Here is a 25,234-nt window from a genome sequence, read left to right as displayed (position 1 = left end):
AAAACTTTATCTAAATATTTTTTCTATTTCGTTATTTGTAATTTCTCTATAATCTCCAAGTTCAAGCTCTTCATCTAAATTCAAGTTTCCGATGCTGACTCTTTTAAGTTCTAAAACTTCGTTTCCTACATATTCCAACATTCTTTTTACTTGGTGAAATTTCCCTTCAGAAATTGTAAGGTAAATTTCTTTTTTTGAAAGCTCTTTCACTTTTGCATTTTCAGTTGTAAAGTCCTCTTTTTCAAAGTAAATTCCATTTTCTATTTTTTCTTTTTGCTCTTTTGTAAGTTCATCTCTTAACTTAACAAAATATTTTTTATTTACTTTTTTCTTTGGATTTGTTACATTGTAGGAAAACTTGCCGTCATTTGTTAAAATCAGAAATCCTGTCGTATCTATATCAAGTCGTCCAACCGGAAATAGATCCATATTTGAATATGGAAACTTAAGTAAATCTAAAACCGTTGAAAGTTTCGGATCAAAGGTTGCACTGATATAGTCCTTTGGCTTATTTAACATTAGATAGGTAAATTCTTTATAAATCACTATTTCATCGTCAAACAAAATTTCATCTTTTTCAGTATCAACTTGTGTATTTGAACTTTTTGGGGGCTTTCCATTTACTTTAACTCTACAAGTTTTCAAAAACTTTTTAATTTCACTTCTTGAGCCAATCCCCATGTGACAAAGAAATCTATCAATTCTAATCTTCATTACTTTGTTATTAACTTGTTGCTATCTGTTAAGTTTTTGTATTTTAATGAATATTTTTCGAAAAGTCCATTTACAAAAGCCTCTCTGATTTCATGATATATAGCAACTTCCATATCAAATTCGTTGAAATATTGTTTGTGTATATCGTTATAAAGTACAAATTCCAATTCATTTTCTTCTTCTCTAACAACTGAAATTGAAACGTCGCAAGGAAGTCCGTCAAGCAATGTATCCATTAGTAATTCGTAAGCATCTTTCAAGCTTGAAATTTCATAACAAGGAAAACTTGTTCCATATTCAAAACAGGCTTTCTTTATCTCTTCAAGTGAAACTCCCTTATCCAAAAGTTTTTTCACAGTATAAGCAAATCTAATCTCAACATTTGAAACGGCTGTATGTAACCAGCCATGAATATTACTTTGGTCGATTACTTCTTCCAAATCTTCTGAAACTAAAGCAGGAAATAAACTTTCTACCTCGTTTTTTTCTTCTTCATTCAAAAATTTTTCTTCAACTGCAAAAGTCAATCTTTGTGCAATCAAAATTTTATCATACATCCAAAAATGTATAGGTGCTAAAAATGCGCTCATTATTTTTTTCTCCTTCTAACATCATTATTTAAAGATAACAGTAAAACTGCCAATACAATCAATCCACAACCAATAAGTTTAAAAATTGTTAAGGATTCATTAAGGAATATTATACCCAAAATTACACTTGTAATCGGCTCAAAAGTACAAAGTATTGATGCTGTTGTAGCACCACAATATTTAACTCCAAGTTGCAAAAAGGCATTACCGAAAATTGAAGTTAAAAATGAAATCAATATTGTAAGTCCCCAAGCTATCGGAGTAAGTGAAAAAGTTAATTGTCCTGTAACTTTTCCAAGCACAAAAAGTCCTGCAATATTGAATAAACTGATATACAAAGTACATTTGAATGGGTCCATATGTTTAAAACCGCTCTTATCAAGATAAACCAAAAACAAACTATATGTTATACCTGATAAGGCAGCAAGAAATATCCCAAAGGCACTTCCTCCGGTAACCTCATCAACCAACATCACAATACCTATCATTGAAAAAACAAGAGCTGACATTTTCTTTAAAGTAATTTTTTCTTTAAAGAACAAAATACAAATAAAATAAACAACACATGGATAAATAAAATGTATCGTAGTAGCCATTCCGACTGAAATGTAATTATATGAAGCATAAAGTGCTGTTGTTGTAATTCCTATACCTAAAAAAGAAAGACCAATAAAATGTAAAAATTCTCTTTTAGTAATCTTCATAGGAGTTTGATTTTTCCTCATACCTGCATACAAAAACGGAATGCCAAACAATGCCCTTAAAAAAGTAAGAGTAATTGCATTATTCCCTCCATCGTAAGTAAACTTTGCAAGTATTGGCGTAAAACCAAAAACAAATGCAGAAATAATTGTAAAAATAATTCCCTTAATAAAATTCATCGCTACCTCCTAAAAAAATTCTTCTGTTTCAACTTCATCATTTTTATTCCACTTTACGATTAATTCGCTATAATCATCATTTAAAAACAAATCTAAAATCTTATCTATGCTGTAACTCTTCCCATCAGCATTTCTAAACTCATCAATCCCAAACCAAGACAAAGTTCCCTCGACATTGTTTTCGATTAATTCTCCAGAAAAATCTTCAGTATAGTATAGAAAACCTAATTCTCTTTTAGCTTTAATTTCATCAATCCAACTAACAGTTCCCTTTAGCTTTAAATTTTTTACAGTTAAACCTGTTTCTTCAAAAACCTCTCTAACACAAGAATCATACAAAACTTCTCCATCTTCAACATGACCCCCAACAAAAGTAAGACCTTCCCAGCCATGCTTTTTAACCTTATCTAAAACCAAAATTTTATCATTTTTTCTATCATAAATCATACACATATTTTGTAAAACAGTATTCATAAATCCTCCGATATATTAAAAAATTAATACATTATTATAATTATATCATTTAAAGCATTGAATACACAATACATAACTTTATTGAGATAATAAACAACTTGCTAAAAATACACAAAAAAAAATTCGACCTTTAAGTCGAATTTTTATCTATGGTAATATTGTATCTACTACTTCAAATATTGTTTTGAAAAATCTTCCGATTCTTTTTACAAAACCTGCTTTTGAATAATTTTCTTTTGCTACTAAGTCAATCGTTGCAATAACTTCTTGTGAGTTTTTAACTTTTATCTCGCCAACCTTATCGCCTTGTTTTAAAGGTAATTTAACTTCTCCAACATTTACTTCCGTATCGTAGTTAATTCCCTTCATTGAAACTCTTTCAACATCTTGTGCCGGAACTAATTCAACAAAACCATTGCTTGCTGATTTAACTTCTACTTTTTTTACAAATTTTTGAGCGTCTATAAGTTTTCTAGTTTCTATATTTTCCTTTGCATAGTTAAGCATATCTTTCATATATTGGGCTCTATCTGCCTGTGTTTTTGCTCCCATTAAAACAGAAATTATTCTAAATTCACTTTGTCCTTTTTTTATCTTCATCGTAGAAACTAAACAATATCCTGCCTCATCTGTATGTCCGGTTTTTAGTCCGTCAACTCCTTCAACCACTCCAACTAGTGGAATTGTACTTTCTTTTTTGAAATTTCTTGAAGGTTGTTCCAACACGGTAGTCTTTGCATATTCTAAAACTTCAGGATATTTTTCTATAATTGCTTTTGCCATTATAAAAATATCTCTTGATGACATTTTATTATCTTGTCCATTTTTCATAAGACCTGATGCATTTGAAAAAGTTGCATTTTGAAGCCCAAGTTCTTTTGCCTTTTCATTCATAATAGTAACAAATTTACTTTCACTTCCTGCAACTGTCTCTGCAAGAGCAACAGCTGAGTCATTTCCTGAAACAATCATAAGCCCGTCAAGTAAGTCCTTAATGCTAATTTCTTCTCCGGGAGCTAAATCTAAACTTGAGCCTTGTTCCGAACCAGCTGTTAAGGAAACTTTAACTTTATCTTCCATTTTAAGCTTTCCTTCAGCAATTTTTTCCTTTACAATATAGAAAGTCATAAGTTTTGAAATACTTGCTATTGACACAGGTTCATCTATATTTTCAGCAACGAATAAAGCTCCTGAATCGGCATCACCGATTAAAGACGCAGTAGTTTTCTTTTCAATTCCAAATATTGCATAAGATTTACTTGCTCCTGCAAAAAGAATTGAAAAAATTAACGCTAAACTAAGTATTGATTTTTTAAATTTCATAACACTCTCCTATTTTTTTATCTCATCTACTCCCATATACTTTCTTAAAACTTCAGGAATTTCTATGCTACCATCTGCTCTTTGATAATTTTCTAAAACAGCTGCAAAAGTTCTTCCAACTGCAAGTCCTGAACCGTTTAAAGTGTGAACAAATTTAACTTTTCCGTCATTATCTCTAAATCTGATATTTGCACGTCTTGCTTGGAAATCTTCAAAGTTTGAACAAGAAGAAATTTCTACATATCTTCCATAACTTGGCATCCAAACTTCTATATCGTAAGTCTTTGCACTTGAAAAACCAATATCTCCGGTACATAGACAAACAACTCTATAAGGAATTTTTAAAAGTCTTAAAACTTCTTCTGCATCATTTGTAAGTTTTTCCAATTCATCGTAACTATTTTCAGGATTTACAAATTTAACCATTTCCACTTTATCGAATTGATGATTTCTTATTAAGCCTCTCGTATCTCTTCCTGCTGAACCAGCCTCTTGTCTAAAGCAATAAGTAAAGGCTGTATAGTAAGTTGGAATTTTTTCAACTTCTAAAATTTCATTTGATAAAAGATTTGTAACAGGAACTTCAGCAGTTGGTGCCAAGAACATATCTTTTGATGGTACATAGAACATATCTTCTTCAAACTTAGGTAGTTGTCCTGTTCCATACATTGAATTTCTGTTAATTAAAACAGGAACTCCCACTTCTTCGTAACCTTGTTCACTATGTAAATCTAACATAAAGTTTGTAAGTGCTCTTTCAAGTCTTGCACCCAATCCTTTAAAAACTGAAAATCTTGAGCCGGCAATCTTAACTGCTCTTTCAAAATCTAAAATATCTAAGTCAACACCTAAATCCCAATGTGCTTTAATTTCAAAATCAAATTCTTTAGGCTCTAAAAATTTTCTAATTTCCACATTGTCTTCATCACTCTTTCCAATAGGAATTTCTTTGTTAGGAGTGTTTGGAATACTTAAAAGTGCTTTTTTAATTTCTTCATCTAAATCTTTTACTTTAACATCAAGCTCTTTTATTTCATCAGAAAGAGCCTTCATTTCTTTAAAAAGTCCTGAAACATCTGCACCTTCTTTTTTTAACTTTGGAACTTGTTTTGAAACTTCATTTTGTCTTGCTTTTTTATTTTCAACTTCAAAAATTATTTCTCTTCTCTTTTCATCTAATTCAAGAACTCTATCTATATTATAATTTCCAAATCTTGAATTTAATCTTTCTATTACTTCCTCTTTATTCGCTCTAATTCTCTTTATATCTAACATTACTAAACCTCTTCCTTTTCAAAATCTTCTGCAGGATTTTTTACTGAATATCCCTTTTTTTCTAATCTAATTTCCACATATTCTTTTAATGTCGTATAAATTACAACAAAAACAGGTACTGAAAGTAAAAATCCTATAATTCCAAATAAACTTCCTCCAAGCACGAGTGCAAAAATAACCCAAAACGAGCTTATTCCCAAGCTTTTGCCTGAAACTCTTGGCGAAATTACATTTGCATCTATCATAGCAACAATAACGACAATAAATAAGAACCATAAAGCCATTTTAAAAGTTGCTGTGAAAAGTAAAACTATAAAAATCGGTATTGCTCCAAGATAACAACCAAACCATGGTATCAAATTTGTAAAACCGAGTATGAATGCAAACAAAAGAGCGTACTCAACTTTCATAAACAATAGAATTATGTAGAAAATAATTCCAACGATTATAGCTCCGATTCCCTTTGCTAAAAGATAAGACTTCAAAGTGTAATCAAATCTTTTTACAAGCTTAAAAGTTATTTTATTTGCCTTTTTAGGGAAAATTGCTATCATAAATTTTTTCAATAGTCTTGAAAAATTTTCCTTATCATATAGTAAATACATCGATATTATTATAGCTAAAATTATATTTAAAAACAAGGAGATGACTCTAGTTGCAAAATTGGCAACCCAAGGAATCATATTAGCTAAAAACTTTGTTGAAAAATTTGTAAACTCATTTAGCTTTCCATTAATTACAACCCTAACCTCCGGACTTATTTCAATATTTTGTAAAATATTTTTTGCCTTTTCTACTCCGCCCTCAATAAAATATGGCGTTTGATTTACAAACATCTTTATATTTGAATAAAATTGTGGAATTATATATCTTAAAAGCAAAATTGCAAAAGTAAAAAATATAAAATAAGTTATAAGCATCGACATCATTCTGATATATTTATATTTTACTTTTTTAAAAAATTCAAAACTCAAAAAACAATTTTCAAAAAACTTTACAAAAAAGTTTAAAATATATGCGATTGAACCCCCTAATATAAAAGGAGTTAAAACATATCTGATATTTGTAGTATATGAAATTATAGATTTCATATTTAAAAATATGAAATAAAAAAGTATTGAAATAGTAAATATTAAAACCCCGGTTATAACATTAACTGTATTTTTCTTTTCCCAATCAAATCTCATAACTCCCTCCTACAATTTTATATTTTTTCCAATTTTATCTCTTAAATCAAAAGGTGGAAAGACAAAAAACTTAAAATTCCCTCTTATTCTACTTGCAACTCTTGAATCATAATTTTCAGCCAAATCATATTCTCCAAAATTTGAAGTTATAACAGTATTCAATCCCTTTTCAACCCTATAATCTAAAAGAGAACTTAAAAAGCTATTATTATTTTTGCTTAAAATTTCATTTCCAAGGTCATCTAAAACTAAAAAATCAACATTTCTTATAAAATCAATCCTATCTTGTAATTCTTTTTTATCCCTATAAAAACTGTAACTGTAATTTGCCATAAGTTCAAAAAATTCAGTAGCAGTTATAAAACAGGCACGCTTTCCTTTATCAAGCATATAGTTTACCATTGCTGATGCGAAATATGTTTTTCCCGCACCACTTTTGCCATGAAAAAAAAGTCCGTAATCTTTTGATTTTAAATTATCGCAGTAATCTTTAGCAAATGCTACAAGTTTTTCAACATAAATTCTCGAATCGACAAGTCTATTTCCAAGTTCAAAATTTCCTTCAAAAAGTGAAAAATCAAAATTAGAAAAGTTTTGTTCTCTCTTTTTGTTTGAAAAACCACTTTCTAAAACTCTGTCCTCAACTAAGTCCTTCATTATACAAGCACAAACTTTTCCATTTACATATCCTGTATCTCTACATTTTTCACAACAATAAAATTTGCTAAAATAGTCTTTCGAAAAGCCGTTTTTCAAAAGCAAGTCTGAAATGCTCTTTTCAATTTTTTCAAACTCTTTTCTATCAGAAGAACAATCAATGTTTGAAAGTGTAGCTCTCATAATTTTTGTAGCCAAACTATTTTTTTTAGATATTAAATTTTCAATATTATCAATCGAAGAAAAAACTTTTTTTCTTCGATCTTCTTTAATCTTTTCTCTAATCAAAGGTCTTTTACTAAGACTTTTTAAAACTAAATCTTCTAAATTCATAATTAATACCTATCAAACAATTCAGACATCGCAGAATTTTTGTCATTTTTAATCTTTTCTCTCTTCTCTTCTTCTGTTAAAATATCTTCTTTTTCAATATATTTTTTAGTATTTCTACTATATCTCTTAATTTTATTCTTATCTTTGTTTTCAAGATGATTTTTTAAATCTTCAATAGTAGAAATATTATTATCCCTCTTCCAAGCTCTTAAAATACCGATAATATAATCTGCCGACATACTTTTCCCAAGGCTTTTAGCATACTCATAAGCCTTATAAACCAAGTCCATACTATGCCCTGTTTCTTCGATATGCTCCATAATTTTAGTTATCTCATGAGGTTTTAAACTTAAGCCGGTAATCTCTTCAATCTTTTTAAAATATTCCTTATTGTCTATCATAGGTTTTTCTTTTGGAATTTCTTTGCCGTCATCATAAACTCCCCCTGCATAGAGAGCAAAATTATTTACAAATTCGATTCTTTCAACATTGCCATTATTATCCAAAGTGAAATCCAAAAGTTGATTGTTTTTCCAATATTTTAAAGCATTCATAACTTGAACATTCGAAAATCTCAACTCTTTTGCAATAAAATCTATCGACAATTCACTTTTATATGAGCCAAAAAGTCTTTTGTATAAAAACAAATAAACCTTAAGTGAAATCTCATCTACGATTGGCAAATAATTATCCAAAAACATATTTTCAATAGGAGTTACTCCCGGTTGAATAATTGACTTTTTAAAACTTATTTCCACTCCTATCCCACCTTTTCTAAAAATTTTAATCTATCTAATTTCATAGTAAAAATTTTTGAATAAATTATTCCATTTTTTTCTTCAAAATATTCTTTACTTTCTTCATATCTCTTTAATTTTTGCATTTTTTGAACTTCGAAATCTCCTAAAAATTCACTTATCTTCTCAAAGCCAATTTTTTCATAGAGTTTTATCGCTCTTTGATTAAAAGCATTTACGTTTAACCAAATTGAATATTTGTCAAAATTTTCAAAGTAATATTCTAAAAACAATCTTAAAGCTTTAAAGCCATATCCTTTTGAGGAATACTTAGCATCTAAGCTAAGAGATAATTCAAAATTGCTGTTAAAAAAACTAACCCTACTAATCGACACATATCCAATTAAAATATCTTTCAAAAAAATTGCAAAATAATTATTTTTCTTCGACTTTATCATCTTTTCCCAATTTTTTATTTCCGAGTCTGTCAAAAAACAAAGATTGTAGTCGGTCAGTAAAATATCTTCGTAGGGGGAAAAGTTTTTAAAACTTTTCAAATCACTCTTTTCAAATTTTTTAATCTTAATATCTTCATCTTCAATTAAAAAATTATCCATTAAAAAGCTCCTTATCCCTATCAGTTTGAATATCTCCAAACCTCGTGCATTCCTTGATAAAGTTAAGCTCAACACTTCCGGTTTCACCATTTCTGTGCTTTGCAATAATCAATTCAATTTGATTTTTTATTTCAGCCTCTTCATTTTGATAATCTTCTCTATAAAGCAAAATTACAACATCGGCATCTTGTTCGATTGCCCCTGATTCTCTAAGGTCGCTAAGTTTCGGTTTTCTTCCACTCTTTTCGCTATCACGAGATAACTGACTTAGTGCTAAAATCGGAACGTCCAATTCCTTTGCTAATGCCTTTAAATTTCTTGAAATTGTAGAAATTTCTTGTTGTCTATTTTCATTTCTTCCCTCGGAAGTCATAAGTTGTAAATAGTCTATCATAATAAAATCAAGACCACCATCTGCCTTAAGTCTTCTACATTTACTTCTAAGTTCAGTTATAGATATTCCTGCTGTATCGTCCATATAGATTGATTTAGTTGCTATAATGGAACTTGCCTCAAAAATATCGTCCCACTCATTTATATCACCGCTTATTAATTGTTTTAAATTCACAAGAGAAAGAGCGCTTAACATTCTTTGTGCAAGTTGCGCTTTACTCATTTCCAAAGAAAATATCGCAACTTTATAATCGCTCTTAGCTGCATTTAAAGCAATATTAACAGCTAATGCAGTTTTCCCAACAGAAGGTCTTGCTGCAAGTAAGATTAAATCTTTTCTTTGCATACCAAGTAAAATTCTATCCAAATCCACAAAGCCGGTCGGTATTCCTGTTACTGAGCCTTTGCTTTCACTTCTTTCAGAAAGAATCTCTATAAGCTCTTTTAATGTATCCTTTATATGAGTAAGCCCTGTTCTATTTTCGTTTTGTGATAATTCAAAGACTTGACTTTCAATAGACTCCAAAACTTTATCATAATCTTCGTTTTTATATGCTTTATCTTTTACATTATCAAGAATAAAAAGCAAATTTCTAGTATCGGCTTTATCCTTTACGATTTTACAATAACTTTCCATATTTGAAGAAAAAGCTACGGTATTCATAACTTCAACAACGCCTAGAACACCATTATTACTTTCTGTATCAAAACCCATTTGCTCCATTTTGCTTGTTATCGTAAGTGGGTCAATATTTTTATTTTCTCTTGATAATTCTAAGATAGAACTAAAAATATCCTTGTGCCAAGTAGAGTAGAAATCTTTTCTTTTTAACTTTTCAAAAGCGTATTCTCTCTTTGTTGGCTCAGTAATCATAATCGACAAGACGCATTTTTCAGCATCTAAGTCGTAAATATTATGCATAAATTACTCCTTTTCAACAGAAACCTTAACAGTTGCAACTATTTCTGGATAAACTCTAACTGGAACTGTTATAGAGCAAAGTGATTTTATATTTTCCTTTAATTCAATCTTTCTCTTATCTATTTCAATTTTATGTTGTTTTTTCAAAGCATCACTAATGTCTTGAGAAGTTATTGAACCAAAAAGTTTATCTCCATTTCCTGTTTTAGTTTTTATAACTACTTCTAATTTTTCTAAAACTTCCTTTAATTCTTTTGCATTTTTTATATTTTCAGCCTCAATTCTTTTTAATTCAGCTTGTTCTTCTTCCCAAATTGCTAAATTTTCTTTAGTTGCCTCTTTAGCCAATCCATTAGGAATTAAAAAATTTCTGGCATAACCTGTCTTTGCATTAACAAGTTCTCCTGCCTTTCCAAAACTCTTTACATCTTTAATTAAAATTACTTTCATCTATATTTTCCTCCATTAAGTATTCATCAATCGCGCTCTTTAATTTTTCTATTGCCTCTTCCATCGAACAATTAAGTCTTGCTCCGGCAGAAGTATAATGACCTCCACCACCAAGTTTTTCTAAAATTAATTGAACGGAAATTTTTCCAAGACTTCTTCCACTGATATGAATTTGTCCTGAAACGATAGTTAAAACAAAACTACATTCTATATCCAAAACGCCAAGCAAATCGTCAGCAGATTGTGCTGCAATTAACATCGACTCTTCAAGTTCTTCAGGGAAAACTCCAATACAAATATAATTTCTGTATGAAATTGCATTTGACAATACATTTGATTTTAATTTTATCGTATTGAAATTATCTTTGAAAAGGTGTTTTACTGCTATACTATCTGCTCCAAAACGCTTTAAGTAAGATGCCATTTCAAAAGTTCTTACACCAGTTTGGTAGTAGAAATTTTTTGTATCGACAACAATCCCTGCAAGTAGAGCCTCTGCAATTAATTTATTTACATCGAATTTTTCAAACATATAATAAATTATTTCCGTTACAAGCTCGCAAGCAGATGACGCATAAGGTTCAAGATAAGTAAGCATTGGGTTTTCAACAAAATCTTTTCCCATTCTATGGTGGTCGATAACCACTATTTTAGAAGTTACATCTAAAAGATATGGTGCCTCTGTCGATAATTTTCTTGAATTGTCAACAAGAATAACCAAACTTGTATCTTTACAAATATCATAAGCCTTTTCCGGAGAAATCATCATATTGATATAAGACGGCTCTCCAACTCTAACTCTATCATAAACATTTTTAATTGTAACGGGAACATCTTCTAATACCATATAGCAATCTTTTTTTAATTCCTTACAAATCGCCATAACTCCAAGACCTGCACCAAAACAATCCATATCCGGATTCTTATGTCCCATTACAAAAACTTCTGAAGATTCTTTAATCATCTTTTCAAGTGCTTGTGAAATAACTCTTGCCTTAACCTTATTTCTTTCAACACCCTTGCTATTTTTACCACCGTAAAATTCTAATTCCTCTCCATTTTTGAAAACCACTTGAGCCCCGCCACGACCTAAAGCCATATCAAGCGCCGTTTGTGATTCTTTATATCTTTCAAAAGGATTTTTCCCTCCAATACCAACACCAACGCTTAAAGTCGGCTTGATATTTCCGGAGATTTTTATTTCCTTTAATTTATCAACTATACTGAATTTATCATCTTTAACTTTTTGCAAAATAAAATTATTTAGTATTACAATATATTTTCCTGAATCATATTTCCTAACAATCGCACCGAAACTTGAAAAATAATTTATAATCATTTTGTCCATTTCAGCAACTAACAATGTTCTAAAGTCCTCATAATTGTCAATATATATAAGAGCAGAGCTCAAAGTTTCATCGTCATATTTCTTTTTTAAGTTTGAAAATTCCAAATTATCCAAAAGATATATAACTACATTAACATCTCCGTTATCTTCATCTTTTACAACATTATAATAAACTATATAATCAAACTTTTCAGTTTTCCAAGCTACACTTCCCGAACTTTTTTCTAAAACTTTTGAAATATCAAAGCTTGAAATTCTGGCGTTAATATCTATCCCAACAATGTCTTGCCCTGCAAAAAGTTTTGAAAACTCCGGACTATACCATTTAACACGACCCTTATTATTAAGCACGGCAATAGGAAATGGCATCTTATATACAACTTCACTTGCAATATTATTTAAAGAATCTCTATATTTTTTTACGTCTTCTTCATATTCACTATTTTTACTCTTTATATAATACAAAATTAGAATAAAAGAAATGAATGTTAATATAAATGACAAAATCCCAAATATGAATTGAAAATAAAGCAAAAATGCTGAAATTACAATCATAAACAAAAACAAAATATAAAAATCTGATAATTTAATTAATTTCTTTTCCATTTCGACCCTCTCATAACAGAACTATAAATTCCTAAAACAAAATAAATCAGATAAATGATTATAAAAAATATCGACACTATACTGATAATATTTGCAACTATTTTGCCTAAATGTTTCTTTAAAAATACATTAAATTTGGCAAAACCTTGAACTAACATAATCTCTATAAAAATTAAAATCAAATTGTAACAAATTAGAGAAATCTTATAAAAATTCTCCCCTTTGTTTCCGCTTGAAATAACCATCAAAAAAATAGTAATAACACTAAAAACAAAAAATTTAAAATCAAATGGTAAAATTATATCATCAGAATTTCTGTTGAATCCGTAAATTCTTTTAGTCAAGAAAGTGTAACCTAAAGTACAAAAAGCATAACTCAATCCAAAAGAAATAGCCGGATAAACATTTAACATTTGACTAACAAGCTCTTTTGCATCTTTTATATTTAAAACTTCCTTATATCCCTCAAGACCATTCAAAACCTCATTCATCGTATTCAAAAGAGTTTCATAAGACTTTGCGTCAAGTTTAATAATTAAGAAATCACTAACAAGTAACACCGTCATAACAAATGCACTACCAAGTAAAACCTTATATCCATCTTTTGAATTGTCCATTCCCTTTATGATTACAAATGAAATCAAAACAGGAATAAGCGAAGTGAAATTTCCTAAAATAACAAGAGAGACTGCGACAAATAAACCAGATGAAATAAAATATGTTTTTAAATCTGATTTCTTATACAAAATCACCATTGGAACAAAACTCAACATATTAAGCATTGGAAACAAAACCATTGCCATACTTAAAAAATAGTATAAAAATATTTTTCTATCTTTCATTTCTTACCTCTATATCAAAAAGATTACTTACAAAAGTAAACTCCTATCCAGTTTTTTATTAATAGCTTAATTATATCACATTTTAAATTATAAATAAATGTATTCAGCCATTAATTTAAAATTGATGTATATCGTCCTTTTATCAAAAATAATATTTTGTATTTTTTTTATTTTTGTATTATAATTAAATTGTAAATTTTTTATTTAAGGAGGCAATATGAAAAGTATAAAAATTGATGAATTTAAAAACTTTAAATTTCTAGGAAATTTGCATTTAAGTAAAAATGAAAAAAATCTATTTTACACTGTTTCTAATATGAATTTAGAAAAAAATTCTTACGAACATAGAATTTACAAAATGGATTTAGAAACTAAAAAATCTTTTGTTTTTACTAATGGTGCTAAAGAAAGTTCTTTTGTTGAGCTTTCAGACGGTTCTATCCTTTTTGCAGGGGACAGAGAAAATAAAAAAGACGATTCAGATACAACTAAATTTTATAGAATATGCCCTTGTGGTGGTGAGGCAGTTTTGGATTTTACGGTTCCTGCTTTGGTAAATAAAATAAAAGAAATTAATGATGATGAATTTTTAATTTTGGCTAATTTCAACAGAACAAAGGAATTAGAAAAAATTGAAAAGGAAAATAAAAAAGAAGAAAAAAATAAAGAAAACTTATATGACGATTCTAAGGACTATCTTGTTGCAACGGAAATTCCTTTCTGGGGAAATAATATCGGCTTTACAAATGAGGACAGAAGTAGGCTTTATTATTTCAACAAAAAAACTTTTGAACTTATCCCTTTAAGTGATGATATTACTGATATTTACGGTTTAGAACTAAATGAAGATAAGACTAAGGCCGTTTTTATAGCGACAAGTTTTACAGGCAGAATGCCACTTGTAAATGAGGTTAAAATTTTAGATATTAAATCTAAAGCTGTTGAAGTTTTAGCTAAAGATTATTCTTTCGCTTATGCAAACTTTATCGATTCTGAAAACATCATAACTATTGCAACAGATATGAAGGAATACGGCTTAAATGAAAATTCAAATATTTATATTATAAATACTAAGGAAAAATCTTTTAAAAAGATTGTAAATGATAATTTCGATATGTGTATGTATAATTCAGTCGGTACCGATATGAGATTAACAGGCGGAAAAAGCACTTTGGTTAAAGGTGGCTTTATGTATTTTATAAATACTGAAGTAAACAGTTCATACATTTACAGAATTGACAAAGACGGAAATCTTGAAAGACTAAATGAAAAATCAGGCTCTATCGATTGTATCGATATTTCAAAAGACAAAAAAATTTATGCTATTGCTCTAAAAGATTCTAATTTACAAGATATTTACGAAATTTCTAAAGAAGAAGAAAATAGAATTTCATTCCACAACGATACAACTGAATATTCCATTTCAGAAGTTGAAGAAATAAACTTTACTAACGACGGAATCGGCTTTATCGGATATGTAATGAAACCGACAGACTATGACCCAAATAAAAAATATCCGGGCGTACTTCATGTTCATGGTGGTCCAAAAACAGTTTTTGGAAAAGTATTCCACCACGAAATGCAATTTTTAGCAAATAACGGATACTTTGTATTCTTTACAAATCCTCGTGGCTCAGACGGTCGTGGAAAAGAATTTGCGGATATTCGTGGAAAATATGGAGAAATTGATTTTGACGATTTGATGAAATTTACAGATGCTGTAATTAAAAACTATCCTGCACTTGATGAAGAAAGACTTGCAATTATGGGTGGAAGTTACGGCGGTTTTATGACTAATTGGGCAATCGGACATACAAACAGATTTAAAGCTGCTTGTTCACAACGTTCAATCGCCAATATGACTTCTGAATTTTTACTTACAGATATAGGATATTATTTCATTGACGACCAAATCTCTGCAACTCCTTGGAATAATTACGAAAAATTATGGTATCATTCTCCACTTAAATATGCAAATAAGGCACAAACACCTACACTTTTCATCCATTCAGATGAAGATTACAGATGTTGGATTCCTGAGGGTATTCAAATGTTCACAGCATTAAAATATCACGATGTACCGGCAAGACTTGTAATGTTCAAGGGAGAAAATCACGAACTTTCAAGAAGTGGTAAACCAATGCACAGAATAAGAAGATTAAAAGAAATTTTCGATTGGTTTGAAAATTATTTAAAATAATTTAAAAATTAAACAAAAGAGCTATGTTCTATTTTCATAACATAGCTCTTTTTTTAAATTATAATTTTAATTAAAGTCCTATTTTTTTCAAATTTTCAACAGAAATTGTATCCATTTTGTAGTCAAAGTCTGTTGTCGTTTCAAAATACTCCCCATTTGTAAGTGGATCATATACTAAAACTGTTTTTATTCCTTTTTTATTTGCAGTTTTTAGAGGCGCTTTAGTATCATCAAAAAATATAATTTCTTCAACATTTTCATTATGTTTTTTTATCGCCCAGTCATAATATCTTTCATCATCTTTTAAATATCCACAATCATCACAAGTTTGTATGTAATCAAAATATTTCATAAGTCCTGTTCTCTCTAAACAATTTCTACAAAGTCCGATATTTGTAGCAGTATTTAAAGAAATTTTATATCCTTTTTCTTTCAGATAATCAAGAGCCTCAATCACATTTTCTTTTGCATCAAAAAGTTTATCATATCCGTCTTTTACATATTTTAAATTTCTAGCATAAATTTCATCAGCAGTTAAATCAAGATTAAAATATTTTCCAATAGCAATTCCTCTTGCATAAAGTTTTTTCCCTTTAAACATTTCTTTTAGTTCGTCAGTTTCTTCCAAATTCATCTCTTTAAGAAAATAAGAACAACTTCCAAACCAACCCCCAATTGAATCTATCAAAGTCCCGTCCATATCAAACATTATACACTTCATACTTTCCTCCTAATAAATATAATATTATGGTAAAATTTATTTGCCATAAAAAATGAAGTTGCTTATATTTTATCATATTTCAATTAACATCTCAAATAAGCAATTATTATATTGACTATATATTACTATTTTCTTATATTAAACCCATATTGTAAAATTAAGTTAGCCAGTAAGGGTTAAAAATTTCAAAAATAAAATAATTTATAATAATAAAAAATATGTTAGTATAAAATATAAATAATTATATTATTAATAAGAAAATCTTATAACTATTATAAATAAAAATTATAAATAAAATTATATATATATTTTATTATAGCTATTGACAATCAAAATTTACTATTATATAATATGTATGAAATAAAAATATAATTATTTTTTATTTTAACTATAAATGCTATTTATAGTTTAAGTCGTGCTGGCTAAAAATTGTATATAGGAGGTATTTTAAAATGGCACAAACATACGATATTGTAATTAAAGGAACTGGTATGGGAGAAGGGGAAAAAGTCTTAACAGATAATTTAATGAACGCTTTTGTTCATACTGTTGCTCAAAGAGAAAATTTACCATCTCATATTATTTTTTATGGAGAAGGCGTAAAATTAGCTACAAAAGGTTCAGAATGCTTAGATGATTTAAAAGCAATGTCTGATAAGGGAGTTGAAGTTTTATCTTGTGGAATTTGCTTAGATTACTATGAATTATTAGATAAACTTGAAGTTGGAAGTTCAACTACAATGGGTGCTGTTGTTGAAATACTATCAAATAGCAATTTAGTAGTTGAACCATAGTTTATTTTGTAAAATATTAATAATAGGCAAGAATTTATTCTTGCCTATTATTATAACTTTTTTATTTAAAAATATATCGGAAATTTATGGAGGAAATATGAAAAGTTTTAAACCTTTTTCAACAACTTTAATCGGAAGTATGCCAAGGTCAAATGAATTACTTAGCTTAAAGCAAAAGCTACAAAAAGATTCATCTTTAAAAGAAGAATATGATAAAATGGTATTTGACGAAACTAAATTTGTTGTAAATATGCTTGATAAAGTAGGTATAGATGTTGTAATAAGTGGAGAAATTTCTCGTGATAATTACATGAGTTATGTTGCAGAACATGTTGATGGAATTAAACTTATGGCAACAGATCAAATTTTAAGTTTAACAGAAAATAAAGGTGATTTTAATAAAAGTTTAGAAGAAATGGATGCTTCTGATAATTCGATGAATAGTCCAATTTGTGTTGATCGAATAAAAACAGATGTTGAACTTGATATTGATGAAGTAAGGATGATAAAAAAAATTACAGATTCTGATTTTAAAATGACTTTGCCAAGTCCCTATCTTCTTACAAGGTCTATGTGGCTTAAAGAAGTAACTGGAAAAGTTTATGAAAATCGTAATGAGTTAGGTAATGATGTTGTAAAACTTTTGATTAATGAAATTAAAAGATTAGTTTCTCTAGGAGTTAAAGTTATACAAATTGATGAACCGATTTTATCTGAAGTAGTTTTTACAAATACAAATTCTTCTAATTCTTTTTACTGAGGGGCGTTATCTGCTAAGGTCAAGGTTGATCGAGAATTAAAATTTGCAGGGCAATTACTTTCAGAAATTTTTGCTGAAATTAGAAAATATGATGATGTATTATCAGTTATGCACGTTTGTCGTGGAAATTGGACTTGTGATGAAAGTGTATTACTTGAAGGGGCCTATGATAAATTAAGTAAATTTTTTGACTCATTGGATGTAGATATGTTAGCACTTGAATTTTCAACTCCACGTGCTGGAGAAATAAGTCAATTATTTAAAAATAATGATTTAAATGAGAAAATTATGTTAGGACTAGGATGCGTTAATCCGAGAATACCAAGAGTGGAAACTGTTGATGAAATTGTAGGAAAAGTAGAAAAAGCTTTAGAATTTTTACCACCTGAAAAAATCTGGTTAAATCCAGATTGTGGATTTGCAACATTTGCTAAAAGACCGTTAAATCCTTATAACATTATTGAAGAAAAATTATCTAATATGGTTAAAGCTTCCCATATTTTAAGAGAAAAATATTGTAAATAAATATAAACTAAAACGCACCTTATTTTTTAAAATGGTGCGTTTGTTTTATAAAATAAAACAATATGAGTTAAAATATTTTTTAACAAAATTATTAAAAAATTGTTGACTTTAAATTTTTGATGTGCTATAATTTATCAACAATATTAAATAACACTTATCCAGAGTGGTGGAGGGACTGGCCCTATGAAACCCGGCAACCTGTTTTTACAAGGTGCTAATTCCAGCGATTATTCGGAAGATAAGAATTTTTTTGCAAAATCTCTTATCAGAGATTTTTTTTATTTTATAAATATTTTGTAAAAATAAAATTTCCGAAAATACTTTTAAGGAGGTTTATATGATAAAAATTGAAAATTTAGTAAAAGTTTACGAAAATGGATTTAAAGCTGTTAATGATATTAGTTTAGAAGTTAAAAAGGGAGAAATTTTCGGTATAATCGGTCTTAGTGGTGCCGGAAAATCATCTTTAATCAGGTGTATCAATCGTCTTGAAGAGCCTACAAGCGGTAATATTTTTATAGACGGTAAAGATATTGTAAAGATGAACGATAAGGAGCTTAAAGATGCAAGAAAAAATATGTCGATGATTTTTCAATCTTTTAATCTATTTTATCAAAAAAATGTTTTTGAAAATATCGCATATCCGTTAAAAATTAACGGCTGGAAAAAGGAAGATATTGAAAAAAGAGTAAAAACTCTTTTGGAATATGTAAATTTAAGTGAAAAAATATTTGAATATCCTGCAAATCTTTCCGGTGGTCAAAAGCAAAGAGTTGCAATCGCAAGAGCTTTGGCTATTCAACCTAAAATTTTACTTTGTGATGAGGCAACTTCTGCTCTTGATCCACAAAGTACAAAATCTATTTTAGAATTGCTTTTGAGAATTAGAGATGAATTTAATCTTACAATAATTTTGATAACTCATCAAATGGAGGTTGTAAAGGCAATTTGTGATAGAGCGGGTGTTATAGAAAATGGAGAGATTATAGAGCAAGATACGGTTTTAAAACTTTTCACTTCTCCAAAGACTCAAACAACAAAAAATTTCATAGAAAATCTTCCTGAGTTTACAGATTATGAAAAATTTCTCAGCGAAGATTATTCGGGTTTTCTTTTAAGACTCGGTTTTACGAAAGAAACTTCTACAAAGCCTGTTATTTCAGAACTTATAAGGCAAAAAAATATTGACGTTAATATAATTAGTGGAAATATTGATAAGATAAAAGAGGGAAAGGTCGGACATTTAATTATCGAAGTTTTTGAAAAAGACAGGATTGACGAGATAAAAACTTTCCTTGAAGAAAGAAAAATTTTAGTTGAGGAGGTAATTTAAGATGCAAAGTTTATTGATAAAAGCTACTTTTGAAACAATTTATATGGTATTTTTTTCATCTTTACTTTCAACTATAATCGGTGGAATTTTAGGAGTTATTTTAGTTACAACAGATAAAAACGGAATAAATAGTAATAAAATGATTTACTCTATTTTAAATTTTATTGTAAATATTTTTAGGTCAGTTCCTTTTCTTATCCTAATTATTTACATTTTGCCGGTTTCTAAAATATTAACAGGAAAGATGATAGGCTCTACTGCAGCAATCATTCCCCTAACTGTTTCTGCAATTCCTTTTGTAGCAAGAATTTTTGAAAATTCACTAAAAGAAGTTGACAACGGAATTGTTGAGGCAAGTATTTCAATGGGCTCAAGCAATTTTCAAATCATAAAAATTATGCTTTCAGAATGTTTACCTGCACTTATAAACGGAATAACTTTAACTGTTATAAATTTAATCGGTTATTCAGCAATGGCAGGCGCAATTGGAGCAAAAGGTCTTGGCGACTTGGCAATTACTTATGGTTACCATAGATTTCAATACTTAACGATGACTATCCCGGTTGTTATAATTATATTATTAGTACAAATCGTTCAAGTTTTAGGAGATTTCATCTCTAAAAAAATTAATAAAAAAATAAATGCGTAGGAGGAAAATTATGAAAAAGAAATTATTAGCATTAGCTCTTGGCTTGGTTGTAGTTTTAACAACTGCTTGTGGAGCAAAAAATTCAGATAACAAAAATACAGAAAACAAAGAAGGTGTTAAGGTTGTAAAAATCGGAGTTTCTCCTGAACCACACCAAAAATTAGTTGAGTTAGTTAAAGAAGATTTAGAAAAAGAAGGCATCAAATTAGACATTGTAACTTTCACAGATTATATTCAACCAAATTTAGCTTTAGACGCAAAAGAATTGGATTTAAACTTCTTCCAACATAAACCATATTTAGACGAATTTAACAACAAAAAGAACACAAAACTTTCAGTACTTGGAAATGTTCACGTTGAACCAATGGGATTATATCTAAACAATGCAAGTGAAATAAAAGACGGCGCTGAAATTGCAATTCCAAATGACCCGTCAAACGGAGCAAGAGCATTAATTTTACTTGATAAAAATGGAATCATAAAATTAAAAGACAATACAAATATTCTATCAAGTGTTAATGATATAAAAGAAAATCCTAAAAAAATTAAATTTACAGAAGTTGAGGCAGCTCAATTACCAAGAATTATAAAGGATATTGACGGAGCCGTTATAAATGGAAACTATGCAATCGAGGCAGGACTTTCTCCAACAAAAGATGCAAAGTTAATCGAAGGAAAAGACTCTCCTTATGCAAATATTATCACAGTTAGAACAGGAGAAGAAAACAACGAAACTTACAAAAAAGTTTTAAAAGCATTACAAAGCGAAAAAGTAAAAGATTATATAAATAAAACATATAACGGAGGAATTGTTCCTGCATTTTAGACAAAAAAGAGCTGAAATTTCAGCTCTTTTCATTTATTCACTTTTTGTTTTAAATCACTTAAACTTTTTTCTCTGGTGATATACATATCTTCTTTTCCGTCAAGAGAATTAAATTTAATTATAGTGTAGTCATTATATAGATACTCTAAAGTTCCTCCGTCTTTATACATTTTACTTTTACATTTGTTGCTTTCTTTATCTTTTTCAATCTTATCAAAAAGTTTATTTTCATCTAAAAGTCCGTTTGAAATTGCATCTGCAACGGAATATTCTTTTTTGTCTAATTTTATTTTAAAATCCATTCCAACAGCATAGATATTAAAAGAAATTTTATCATTTTTCTTAACTACAGTTTTTACTTCATTATTTTTTAAATCTGTAACTGAAAAATTCAATCCTTTTTCATCTTTGTTCTCATCTTTGTTCTCATCTTGTTTATCATTTTCTTTTTCTTTATTTTCTTTTACTTCTTTTTGCGTAACGGTTACTTTAGGTTCTTCTTCCTTCTTCATTTCTTTTGCTTTACAAGAAATTAAAAGTCCTCCAAAACAAAATACCATAGCTAATACTAAAAATCTTTTTTTCATAATCGTCCTCCTTTAGTATTTAATTAAATTAAGTCTATCAAATAAAACAAATAAAGTCAACTAAAAAGGAGCCTAAGCTCCTCTTAATGACTTATTTAATTAAAAAATAATACAAAATTAAAATTACACCAAGTACAATTCTATAATATCCAAATACTTTGAAATCGTGCTTTTTAATGTATTTCATTAACATTTTGATTGCCATAATTGAAACTACAAAGGCAACGAACATTCCAAGCAATAGAATGAAGAATTGAAAAAAGCTAAAAGCAAAGCCAAATTTTCTAAGTTTTAAAAGACTTGCTCCAAACATTACAGGAATTGACATAAAGAATGAAAATTCTGCTGCTAAACTTCTTGAAAGTCCAAGTATTAAAGCTCCAAGTATTGTTGCTCCTGACCTTGATGTTCCCGGAATTAAACTTAAAACTTGAAAACAACCAACATAAAAAGCTAATGAATAACTTAAATCTTCAAACCTTCTAACATTTTGTTTTTTGAAATTTGGATTGTTTTCAACAATTATAAATAAAATACCATATAAAACTAAAGTGAATGCAACAGTTGGAAAATTGTAAAAATATTTTTCTAATACCTTATCAAACAAAACTCCTAAAACTCCTGCAGGAATTACCCCCACAACTACCTTTAGCCACATATTGATTGTATTTTTTTGTTGTTCTTTGGTTTTCTTTTTAGAAAATGGATTTAATTTATTAAAATACATAATAACAACTGCAAGGATTGCTCCAAGTTGTATAACAACTAAAAACATTTCTTTAAATTCTGCAGATTGATTCAATTTCAAAAATTCATCGACTAAAATCATATGTCCCGTACTACTTACAGGTAACCATTCAGTAATACCTTCTACGATTCCTAGAATAATAACTTTAATTATATCTAATAACCACATTTTATCATCTCCTTATATTTTCGTTTTTTATGAAAAAAACCCTAGACAAAGTTTATCACATTTTGATAAATTTGAAAAGGGTTTTAAAAGAGGATTTTCAATTAATTATAAAGTAAAAGATTGTAATTGAACTATTTTATAATTCTAACTCTGTTTGAAATTTTTTCTTTTTCTCTTGGAACTTTTCCACCAAAAGCGTCAAAAATCTTATCCCAAAGTTCATTTTGTTTTTCTCCTAAAGCTATAAACTCTTGCACTTTTCATATTAAAAGCATCGTGGAAGGGTGGGGTTCTTATTGTAAAGCAACAAGGTTCCCGGGCACCCACCCGATGCAAAGCATCCATGAATGCAAACTAAATATTAATGTGTCCAGTTTTCTGGGTACACATCATATTCACACCGATTTTTTTGTTTATCTAATTTCTTTTTTAAATTCTAACGCTTTTGTAAAGGCTTTATTTTTACATAATATGTAGAAAATTGGAACTCCTACTACATATATTACTAAAAATTCTGAAAGCATTAATTCTCCTAATAAAACCCAAAATCCTACAGGATTTGGCATCATAAAGTAAATTTCCAATGCTATTGGTAACATTCCTACAACTACCGGTACTAAACAAGCTATGTAGAAATTTTTAATTTTAGTCATAATCAATGCTACAACTAAAGTTGCAAATGTCCCTACAACCATATCGACTATTCCAACTGTACTTGCAATATTAGCCAGAAAACAACCTAATGTTACACCTATTGTGTATTCCGGATTAAAAAATGGTAAAATTGCTAAAGTTTCAGAAAGCCTAAATTGTAAACTTCCATATCCTAATCCAAACGATTCTGAAAGAATTGTAAGCACTACATAAATTCCTGCTATTAATCCTTGTCTTGTAATTTTTTTTACGTTCATATTTTCCTCCTTTTTGGAGTGCTTTGTTCAACAAAAAAAGGGCACAGTGCCCCAAGCACTTGATTTTTAAAGTGGGTGCCAAGCAAAACACTTTTTTAAATTTAATTCTTGTAAAAATTACCGTATAATTTTAACATAAAAATATTATTTTTTCAACCAAAACATAATATGGTTGAAAAAAAGTATTTTTTTCATAAAACACTTGACTTGACCTAAATAAAGTGATATATTTGTAGTGTGTAATAAATATGTTATTTTATTTTAAAAAATAAATTATATTAAAATCTCATTATTTAGTTTTTAAGTATAGATTAAAATATAGTTATTAAATTTAAAGTTCATTTTTAAATATATTTTATTAAAAAAGTAAAAAAAGGAGTGATTTTATGAAAAAATTGAAATTTGTTCTTATGATAATAATTTCAACCCTTATGTTGTCGTCTTGTGCTACAAAGAGCAATGAAGTGGAACAACTTTATGGAAAAAGATATGGAGCTGTAAGTTCAGGAATTAGCGTAATTAAAAAGAGTAAATTGTATTCAGTTTTGTGTTTCACATTACCTGAAAATGCAACTTTTAAAAGTAATATTGAAGAACGTATTTCGGGTGGAAATTTTGACTATCCTAAAGTTATAAGAAAAAACGGAAAAAAATATTTAACTGCTGACGGTTTACCTGATGACAGATTTGAAATTGTTTCGGAAAATGTAATTGTAGATAACTATACAGGATATGAATTTACTCATTATGATAGAGTTCCAGATAAAGAAATGGAAAAATATTACGGTAATGTATATGAAGGACCTAAGGGCGGAACTGTTGAAATAGTTAAGAAAACTGAAGATTATTCTTTTATAAGTTTTAAATTACCTATGAATGAGGAATTTGAATATAAAGGAGAAGGTCCAAAAATCATGGGTGGATTTTATGATAATCCAAGTATTGTAAAAATTGGAGATAAAAGGTATATAAGAGCAGAAAATTTAGAAGAACAAAGACTTGAAATTGTAAATGACAATGTCATTTTAGACACTAAAACAGGTTATGAATTCGGTCTTAAAAATCTTATCAAAAAATAATTTTAAAGGTTCAGTAATTAAATTTAGTTACTGAACCTTTTTCATATAATGCAAATTATTTAAATTTAATTCTTGTAAAAATTACCGTGTAATTTTAACATAAAAATATTATTTTTTCAACAAAAAAGTGGAGAAAAAATCTCCACTTAAAAAAATATTTATTATTAATATTTGTATTAGTTATTATTTTGATAATTGGTCAAAAGCCTCTAAAGCCTTTCCTCCATAAATTGTTGAAGGACCACCACCCATAAGAACTGCAACTGAAATTGTTTCAGCAACTTCCTCTCTTGTAGCTTTTAAATTAACAAGATTGTTAATATGTGCTTCTATACAACCTTCACAACGAACTGCAACAGCAATTCCAAGTGCCACAAATTCTTTTTCCTTTACAGTTAAAGCTCCATCTTTCAAAACTTCTCCACAAAGTCCACCAAAAGCCTTCATTTCATTAGGTATAGCAGAACCTAATTTTTTTGAATTTTCCACAACATTTTCTAAACCTTTTACATGATCCATATTAAAGACCTCCTTATATTTTTTTATACTATATACCCATTTTTGTCAATCTTAATTATCAAACT

Annotated in this window: 27 protein-coding genes and 1 riboswitch; of the genes, 7 read left to right on the top strand and 20 right to left on the bottom strand. The window is 28.6% G+C overall.

Annotated elements, in window-relative coordinates:
- Window positions 1-6: 6 nt before the first annotated feature.
- The 14 genes from HMPREF3181_RS06650 to HMPREF3181_RS06585 form a co-directional block, all read right to left on the bottom strand.
- A complete protein-coding gene (locus tag HMPREF3181_RS06650) occupies window positions 7-714 on the bottom strand; it encodes a pseudouridine synthase (RefSeq protein WP_068474825.1) in 708 nt (235 codons plus the stop codon).
- Window positions 714-1,304, bottom strand: coding sequence for a hypothetical protein (locus HMPREF3181_RS06645; RefSeq protein WP_068474822.1), 591 nt, complete (start codon window positions 1,302-1,304; stop codon window positions 714-716). The genes HMPREF3181_RS06650 and HMPREF3181_RS06645 overlap by 1 nt, the downstream gene beginning before the upstream one ends.
- Window positions 1,304-2,185, bottom strand: a complete 882-nt coding sequence (locus HMPREF3181_RS06640; protein WP_068474820.1) for a DMT family transporter — start codon at window positions 2,183-2,185, stop codon at window positions 1,304-1,306. The genes HMPREF3181_RS06645 and HMPREF3181_RS06640 overlap by 1 nt, the downstream gene beginning before the upstream one ends.
- Window positions 2,186-2,194: 9 nt before the next feature.
- A complete protein-coding gene (locus HMPREF3181_RS06635) occupies window positions 2,195-2,659 on the bottom strand; it encodes an 8-oxo-dGTP diphosphatase (protein ID WP_068474817.1) in 465 nt (154 codons plus the stop codon).
- A 147-nt stretch (window positions 2,660-2,806) separates the two neighbouring features.
- Entirely contained in the window at window positions 2,807-3,982 is a 1,176-nt protein-coding gene (locus HMPREF3181_RS06630; protein WP_068474814.1) for a D-alanyl-D-alanine carboxypeptidase family protein, read from the bottom strand.
- Between the two features lie 9 nt (window positions 3,983-3,991).
- Window positions 3,992-5,257, bottom strand: a complete 1,266-nt coding sequence (serS, locus tag HMPREF3181_RS06625; RefSeq protein WP_068474809.1) for a serine--tRNA ligase — start codon at window positions 5,255-5,257, stop codon at window positions 3,992-3,994.
- Window positions 5,258-5,259: 2 nt separating this feature from the next.
- Entirely contained in the window at window positions 5,260-6,444 is a 1,185-nt protein-coding gene (locus tag HMPREF3181_RS06620; protein ID WP_068474805.1) for an AI-2E family transporter, read from the bottom strand.
- Between the two features lie 9 nt (window positions 6,445-6,453).
- On the bottom strand, window positions 6,454-7,434 hold the full coding sequence (locus HMPREF3181_RS06615) for an ATP-binding protein (protein WP_068474802.1): 981 nt from the start codon (window positions 7,432-7,434) through the stop codon (window positions 6,454-6,456).
- Between the two features lie 2 nt (window positions 7,435-7,436).
- On the bottom strand, window positions 7,437-8,192 hold the full coding sequence (locus tag HMPREF3181_RS06610) for a DnaD domain-containing protein (RefSeq protein ID WP_068474799.1): 756 nt from the start codon (window positions 8,190-8,192) through the stop codon (window positions 7,437-7,439).
- A gap of 2 nt (window positions 8,193-8,194) precedes the next feature.
- Window positions 8,195-8,788, bottom strand: coding sequence for a GNAT family N-acetyltransferase (locus HMPREF3181_RS06605; protein WP_231698866.1), 594 nt, complete (start codon window positions 8,786-8,788; stop codon window positions 8,195-8,197).
- Window positions 8,781-10,103 carry a replicative DNA helicase gene (dnaB, locus tag HMPREF3181_RS06600; RefSeq protein ID WP_068474796.1) on the bottom strand — a complete coding sequence of 441 codons (1,323 nt, stop codon included), beginning with the start codon at window positions 10,101-10,103 and terminating at the stop codon, window positions 8,781-8,783. Before dnaB ends, HMPREF3181_RS06605 begins: the two co-directional genes overlap by 8 nt.
- Window positions 10,104-10,106: 3 nt before the next feature.
- Window positions 10,107-10,553 (bottom strand): 50S ribosomal protein L9, encoded by a 447-nt coding sequence (rplI, locus tag HMPREF3181_RS06595; protein ID WP_068474793.1) that lies wholly within the window; start codon window positions 10,551-10,553, stop codon window positions 10,107-10,109.
- The gene (locus HMPREF3181_RS06590; RefSeq protein WP_068474790.1) at window positions 10,534-12,507 is read right to left on the bottom strand and encodes a DHH family phosphoesterase; all 1,974 of its coding nucleotides are present in this window, start codon (window positions 12,505-12,507) and stop codon (window positions 10,534-10,536) included. Before HMPREF3181_RS06590 ends, rplI begins: the two co-directional genes overlap by 20 nt.
- On the bottom strand, window positions 12,492-13,349 hold the full coding sequence (locus HMPREF3181_RS06585; protein WP_068474788.1) for a DUF2232 domain-containing protein: 858 nt from the start codon (window positions 13,347-13,349) through the stop codon (window positions 12,492-12,494). The genes HMPREF3181_RS06590 and HMPREF3181_RS06585 overlap by 16 nt, the downstream gene beginning before the upstream one ends.
- A 217-nt stretch (window positions 13,350-13,566) precedes the next feature.
- Between HMPREF3181_RS06585 and HMPREF3181_RS06580 the strand changes: the two genes are divergently transcribed.
- Window positions 13,567-15,549: an alpha/beta hydrolase family protein gene (locus HMPREF3181_RS06580; RefSeq protein ID WP_068474785.1), complete on the top strand. Its 1,983-nt coding sequence runs from the start codon at window positions 13,567-13,569 to the stop codon at window positions 15,547-15,549.
- Between the two features lie 70 nt (window positions 15,550-15,619).
- Here HMPREF3181_RS06580 and HMPREF3181_RS06575 read toward each other — a convergent pair whose 3' ends face one another.
- Complete coding sequence (locus HMPREF3181_RS06575) at window positions 15,620-16,270, bottom strand: HAD family hydrolase (RefSeq protein WP_068474783.1); 651 nt, start codon at window positions 16,268-16,270, stop codon at window positions 15,620-15,622.
- Between the two features lie 452 nt (window positions 16,271-16,722).
- Between HMPREF3181_RS06575 and yedF the strand changes: the two genes are divergently transcribed.
- The 5 genes from yedF (at window position 16,723) to HMPREF3181_RS06545 (ending at window position 21,157) form a co-directional block, all read left to right on the top strand.
- A complete protein-coding gene (yedF, locus tag HMPREF3181_RS06570; RefSeq protein ID WP_068474780.1) occupies window positions 16,723-17,064 on the top strand; it encodes a sulfurtransferase-like selenium metabolism protein YedF in 342 nt (113 codons plus the stop codon).
- 97 nt (window positions 17,065-17,161) lie between these two features.
- Window positions 17,162-18,349 carry a cobalamin-independent methionine synthase II family protein gene (locus tag HMPREF3181_RS08085; protein ID WP_304438321.1) on the top strand — a complete coding sequence of 396 codons (1,188 nt, stop codon included), beginning with the start codon at window positions 17,162-17,164 and terminating at the stop codon, window positions 18,347-18,349.
- Window positions 18,350-18,500: 151 nt separating this feature from the next.
- A riboswitch (SAM riboswitch) is annotated at window positions 18,501-18,594 on the top strand.
- Between the two features lie 92 nt (window positions 18,595-18,686).
- Entirely contained in the window at window positions 18,687-19,682 is a 996-nt protein-coding gene (locus HMPREF3181_RS06555) for a methionine ABC transporter ATP-binding protein (protein WP_068474771.1), read from the top strand.
- Between the two features lies 1 nt (window position 19,683).
- On the top strand, window positions 19,684-20,331 hold the full coding sequence (locus tag HMPREF3181_RS06550) for a methionine ABC transporter permease (protein ID WP_068474766.1): 648 nt from the start codon (window positions 19,684-19,686) through the stop codon (window positions 20,329-20,331).
- A 10-nt stretch (window positions 20,332-20,341) separates the two neighbouring features.
- Window positions 20,342-21,157 (top strand): MetQ/NlpA family ABC transporter substrate-binding protein, encoded by an 816-nt coding sequence (locus HMPREF3181_RS06545; protein WP_068474763.1) that lies wholly within the window; start codon window positions 20,342-20,344, stop codon window positions 21,155-21,157.
- Between the two features lie 29 nt (window positions 21,158-21,186).
- Here HMPREF3181_RS06545 and HMPREF3181_RS06540 read toward each other — a convergent pair whose 3' ends face one another.
- From HMPREF3181_RS06540 to HMPREF3181_RS06530, 4 genes are all read right to left on the bottom strand, one after another.
- Window positions 21,187-21,744, bottom strand: a complete 558-nt coding sequence (locus HMPREF3181_RS06540; RefSeq protein ID WP_068474760.1) for a hypothetical protein — start codon at window positions 21,742-21,744, stop codon at window positions 21,187-21,189.
- Between the two features lie 91 nt (window positions 21,745-21,835).
- A complete protein-coding gene (locus HMPREF3181_RS06535) occupies window positions 21,836-22,660 on the bottom strand; it encodes an undecaprenyl-diphosphate phosphatase (RefSeq protein WP_068474757.1) in 825 nt (274 codons plus the stop codon).
- Window positions 22,661-22,791: 131 nt separating this feature from the next.
- Window positions 22,792-22,917, bottom strand: a complete 126-nt coding sequence (locus HMPREF3181_RS08055; RefSeq protein WP_255353742.1) for a hypothetical protein — start codon at window positions 22,915-22,917, stop codon at window positions 22,792-22,794.
- A 156-nt stretch (window positions 22,918-23,073) separates the two neighbouring features.
- Window positions 23,074-23,571, bottom strand: a complete 498-nt coding sequence (locus HMPREF3181_RS06530) for a QueT transporter family protein (RefSeq protein WP_068474754.1) — start codon at window positions 23,569-23,571, stop codon at window positions 23,074-23,076.
- A gap of 386 nt (window positions 23,572-23,957) precedes the next feature.
- On the opposite strand from HMPREF3181_RS06530, the gene HMPREF3181_RS06525 reads away from it, so the two are divergent.
- Window positions 23,958-24,650 carry a hypothetical protein gene (locus tag HMPREF3181_RS06525; protein ID WP_068474751.1) on the top strand — a complete coding sequence of 231 codons (693 nt, stop codon included), beginning with the start codon at window positions 23,958-23,960 and terminating at the stop codon, window positions 24,648-24,650.
- A gap of 183 nt (window positions 24,651-24,833) precedes the next feature.
- Here HMPREF3181_RS06525 and HMPREF3181_RS06520 read toward each other — a convergent pair whose 3' ends face one another.
- Window positions 24,834-25,169: a carboxymuconolactone decarboxylase family protein gene (locus HMPREF3181_RS06520; protein ID WP_068474748.1), complete on the bottom strand. Its 336-nt coding sequence runs from the start codon at window positions 25,167-25,169 to the stop codon at window positions 24,834-24,836.
- Between the last annotated feature and the right edge of the window lie 65 nt (window positions 25,170-25,234).

Origin of the sequence: Parvimonas sp. KA00067 (genome assembly GCF_001553085.1) — a bacterium.
Lineage (GTDB): Bacteria > Bacillota > Clostridia > Tissierellales > Peptoniphilaceae > Parvimonas > Parvimonas parva.
The sequence above is the reverse complement of the archived record's forward strand: the minus strand, read 5'-3'. Positions and strand labels throughout refer to the sequence as shown.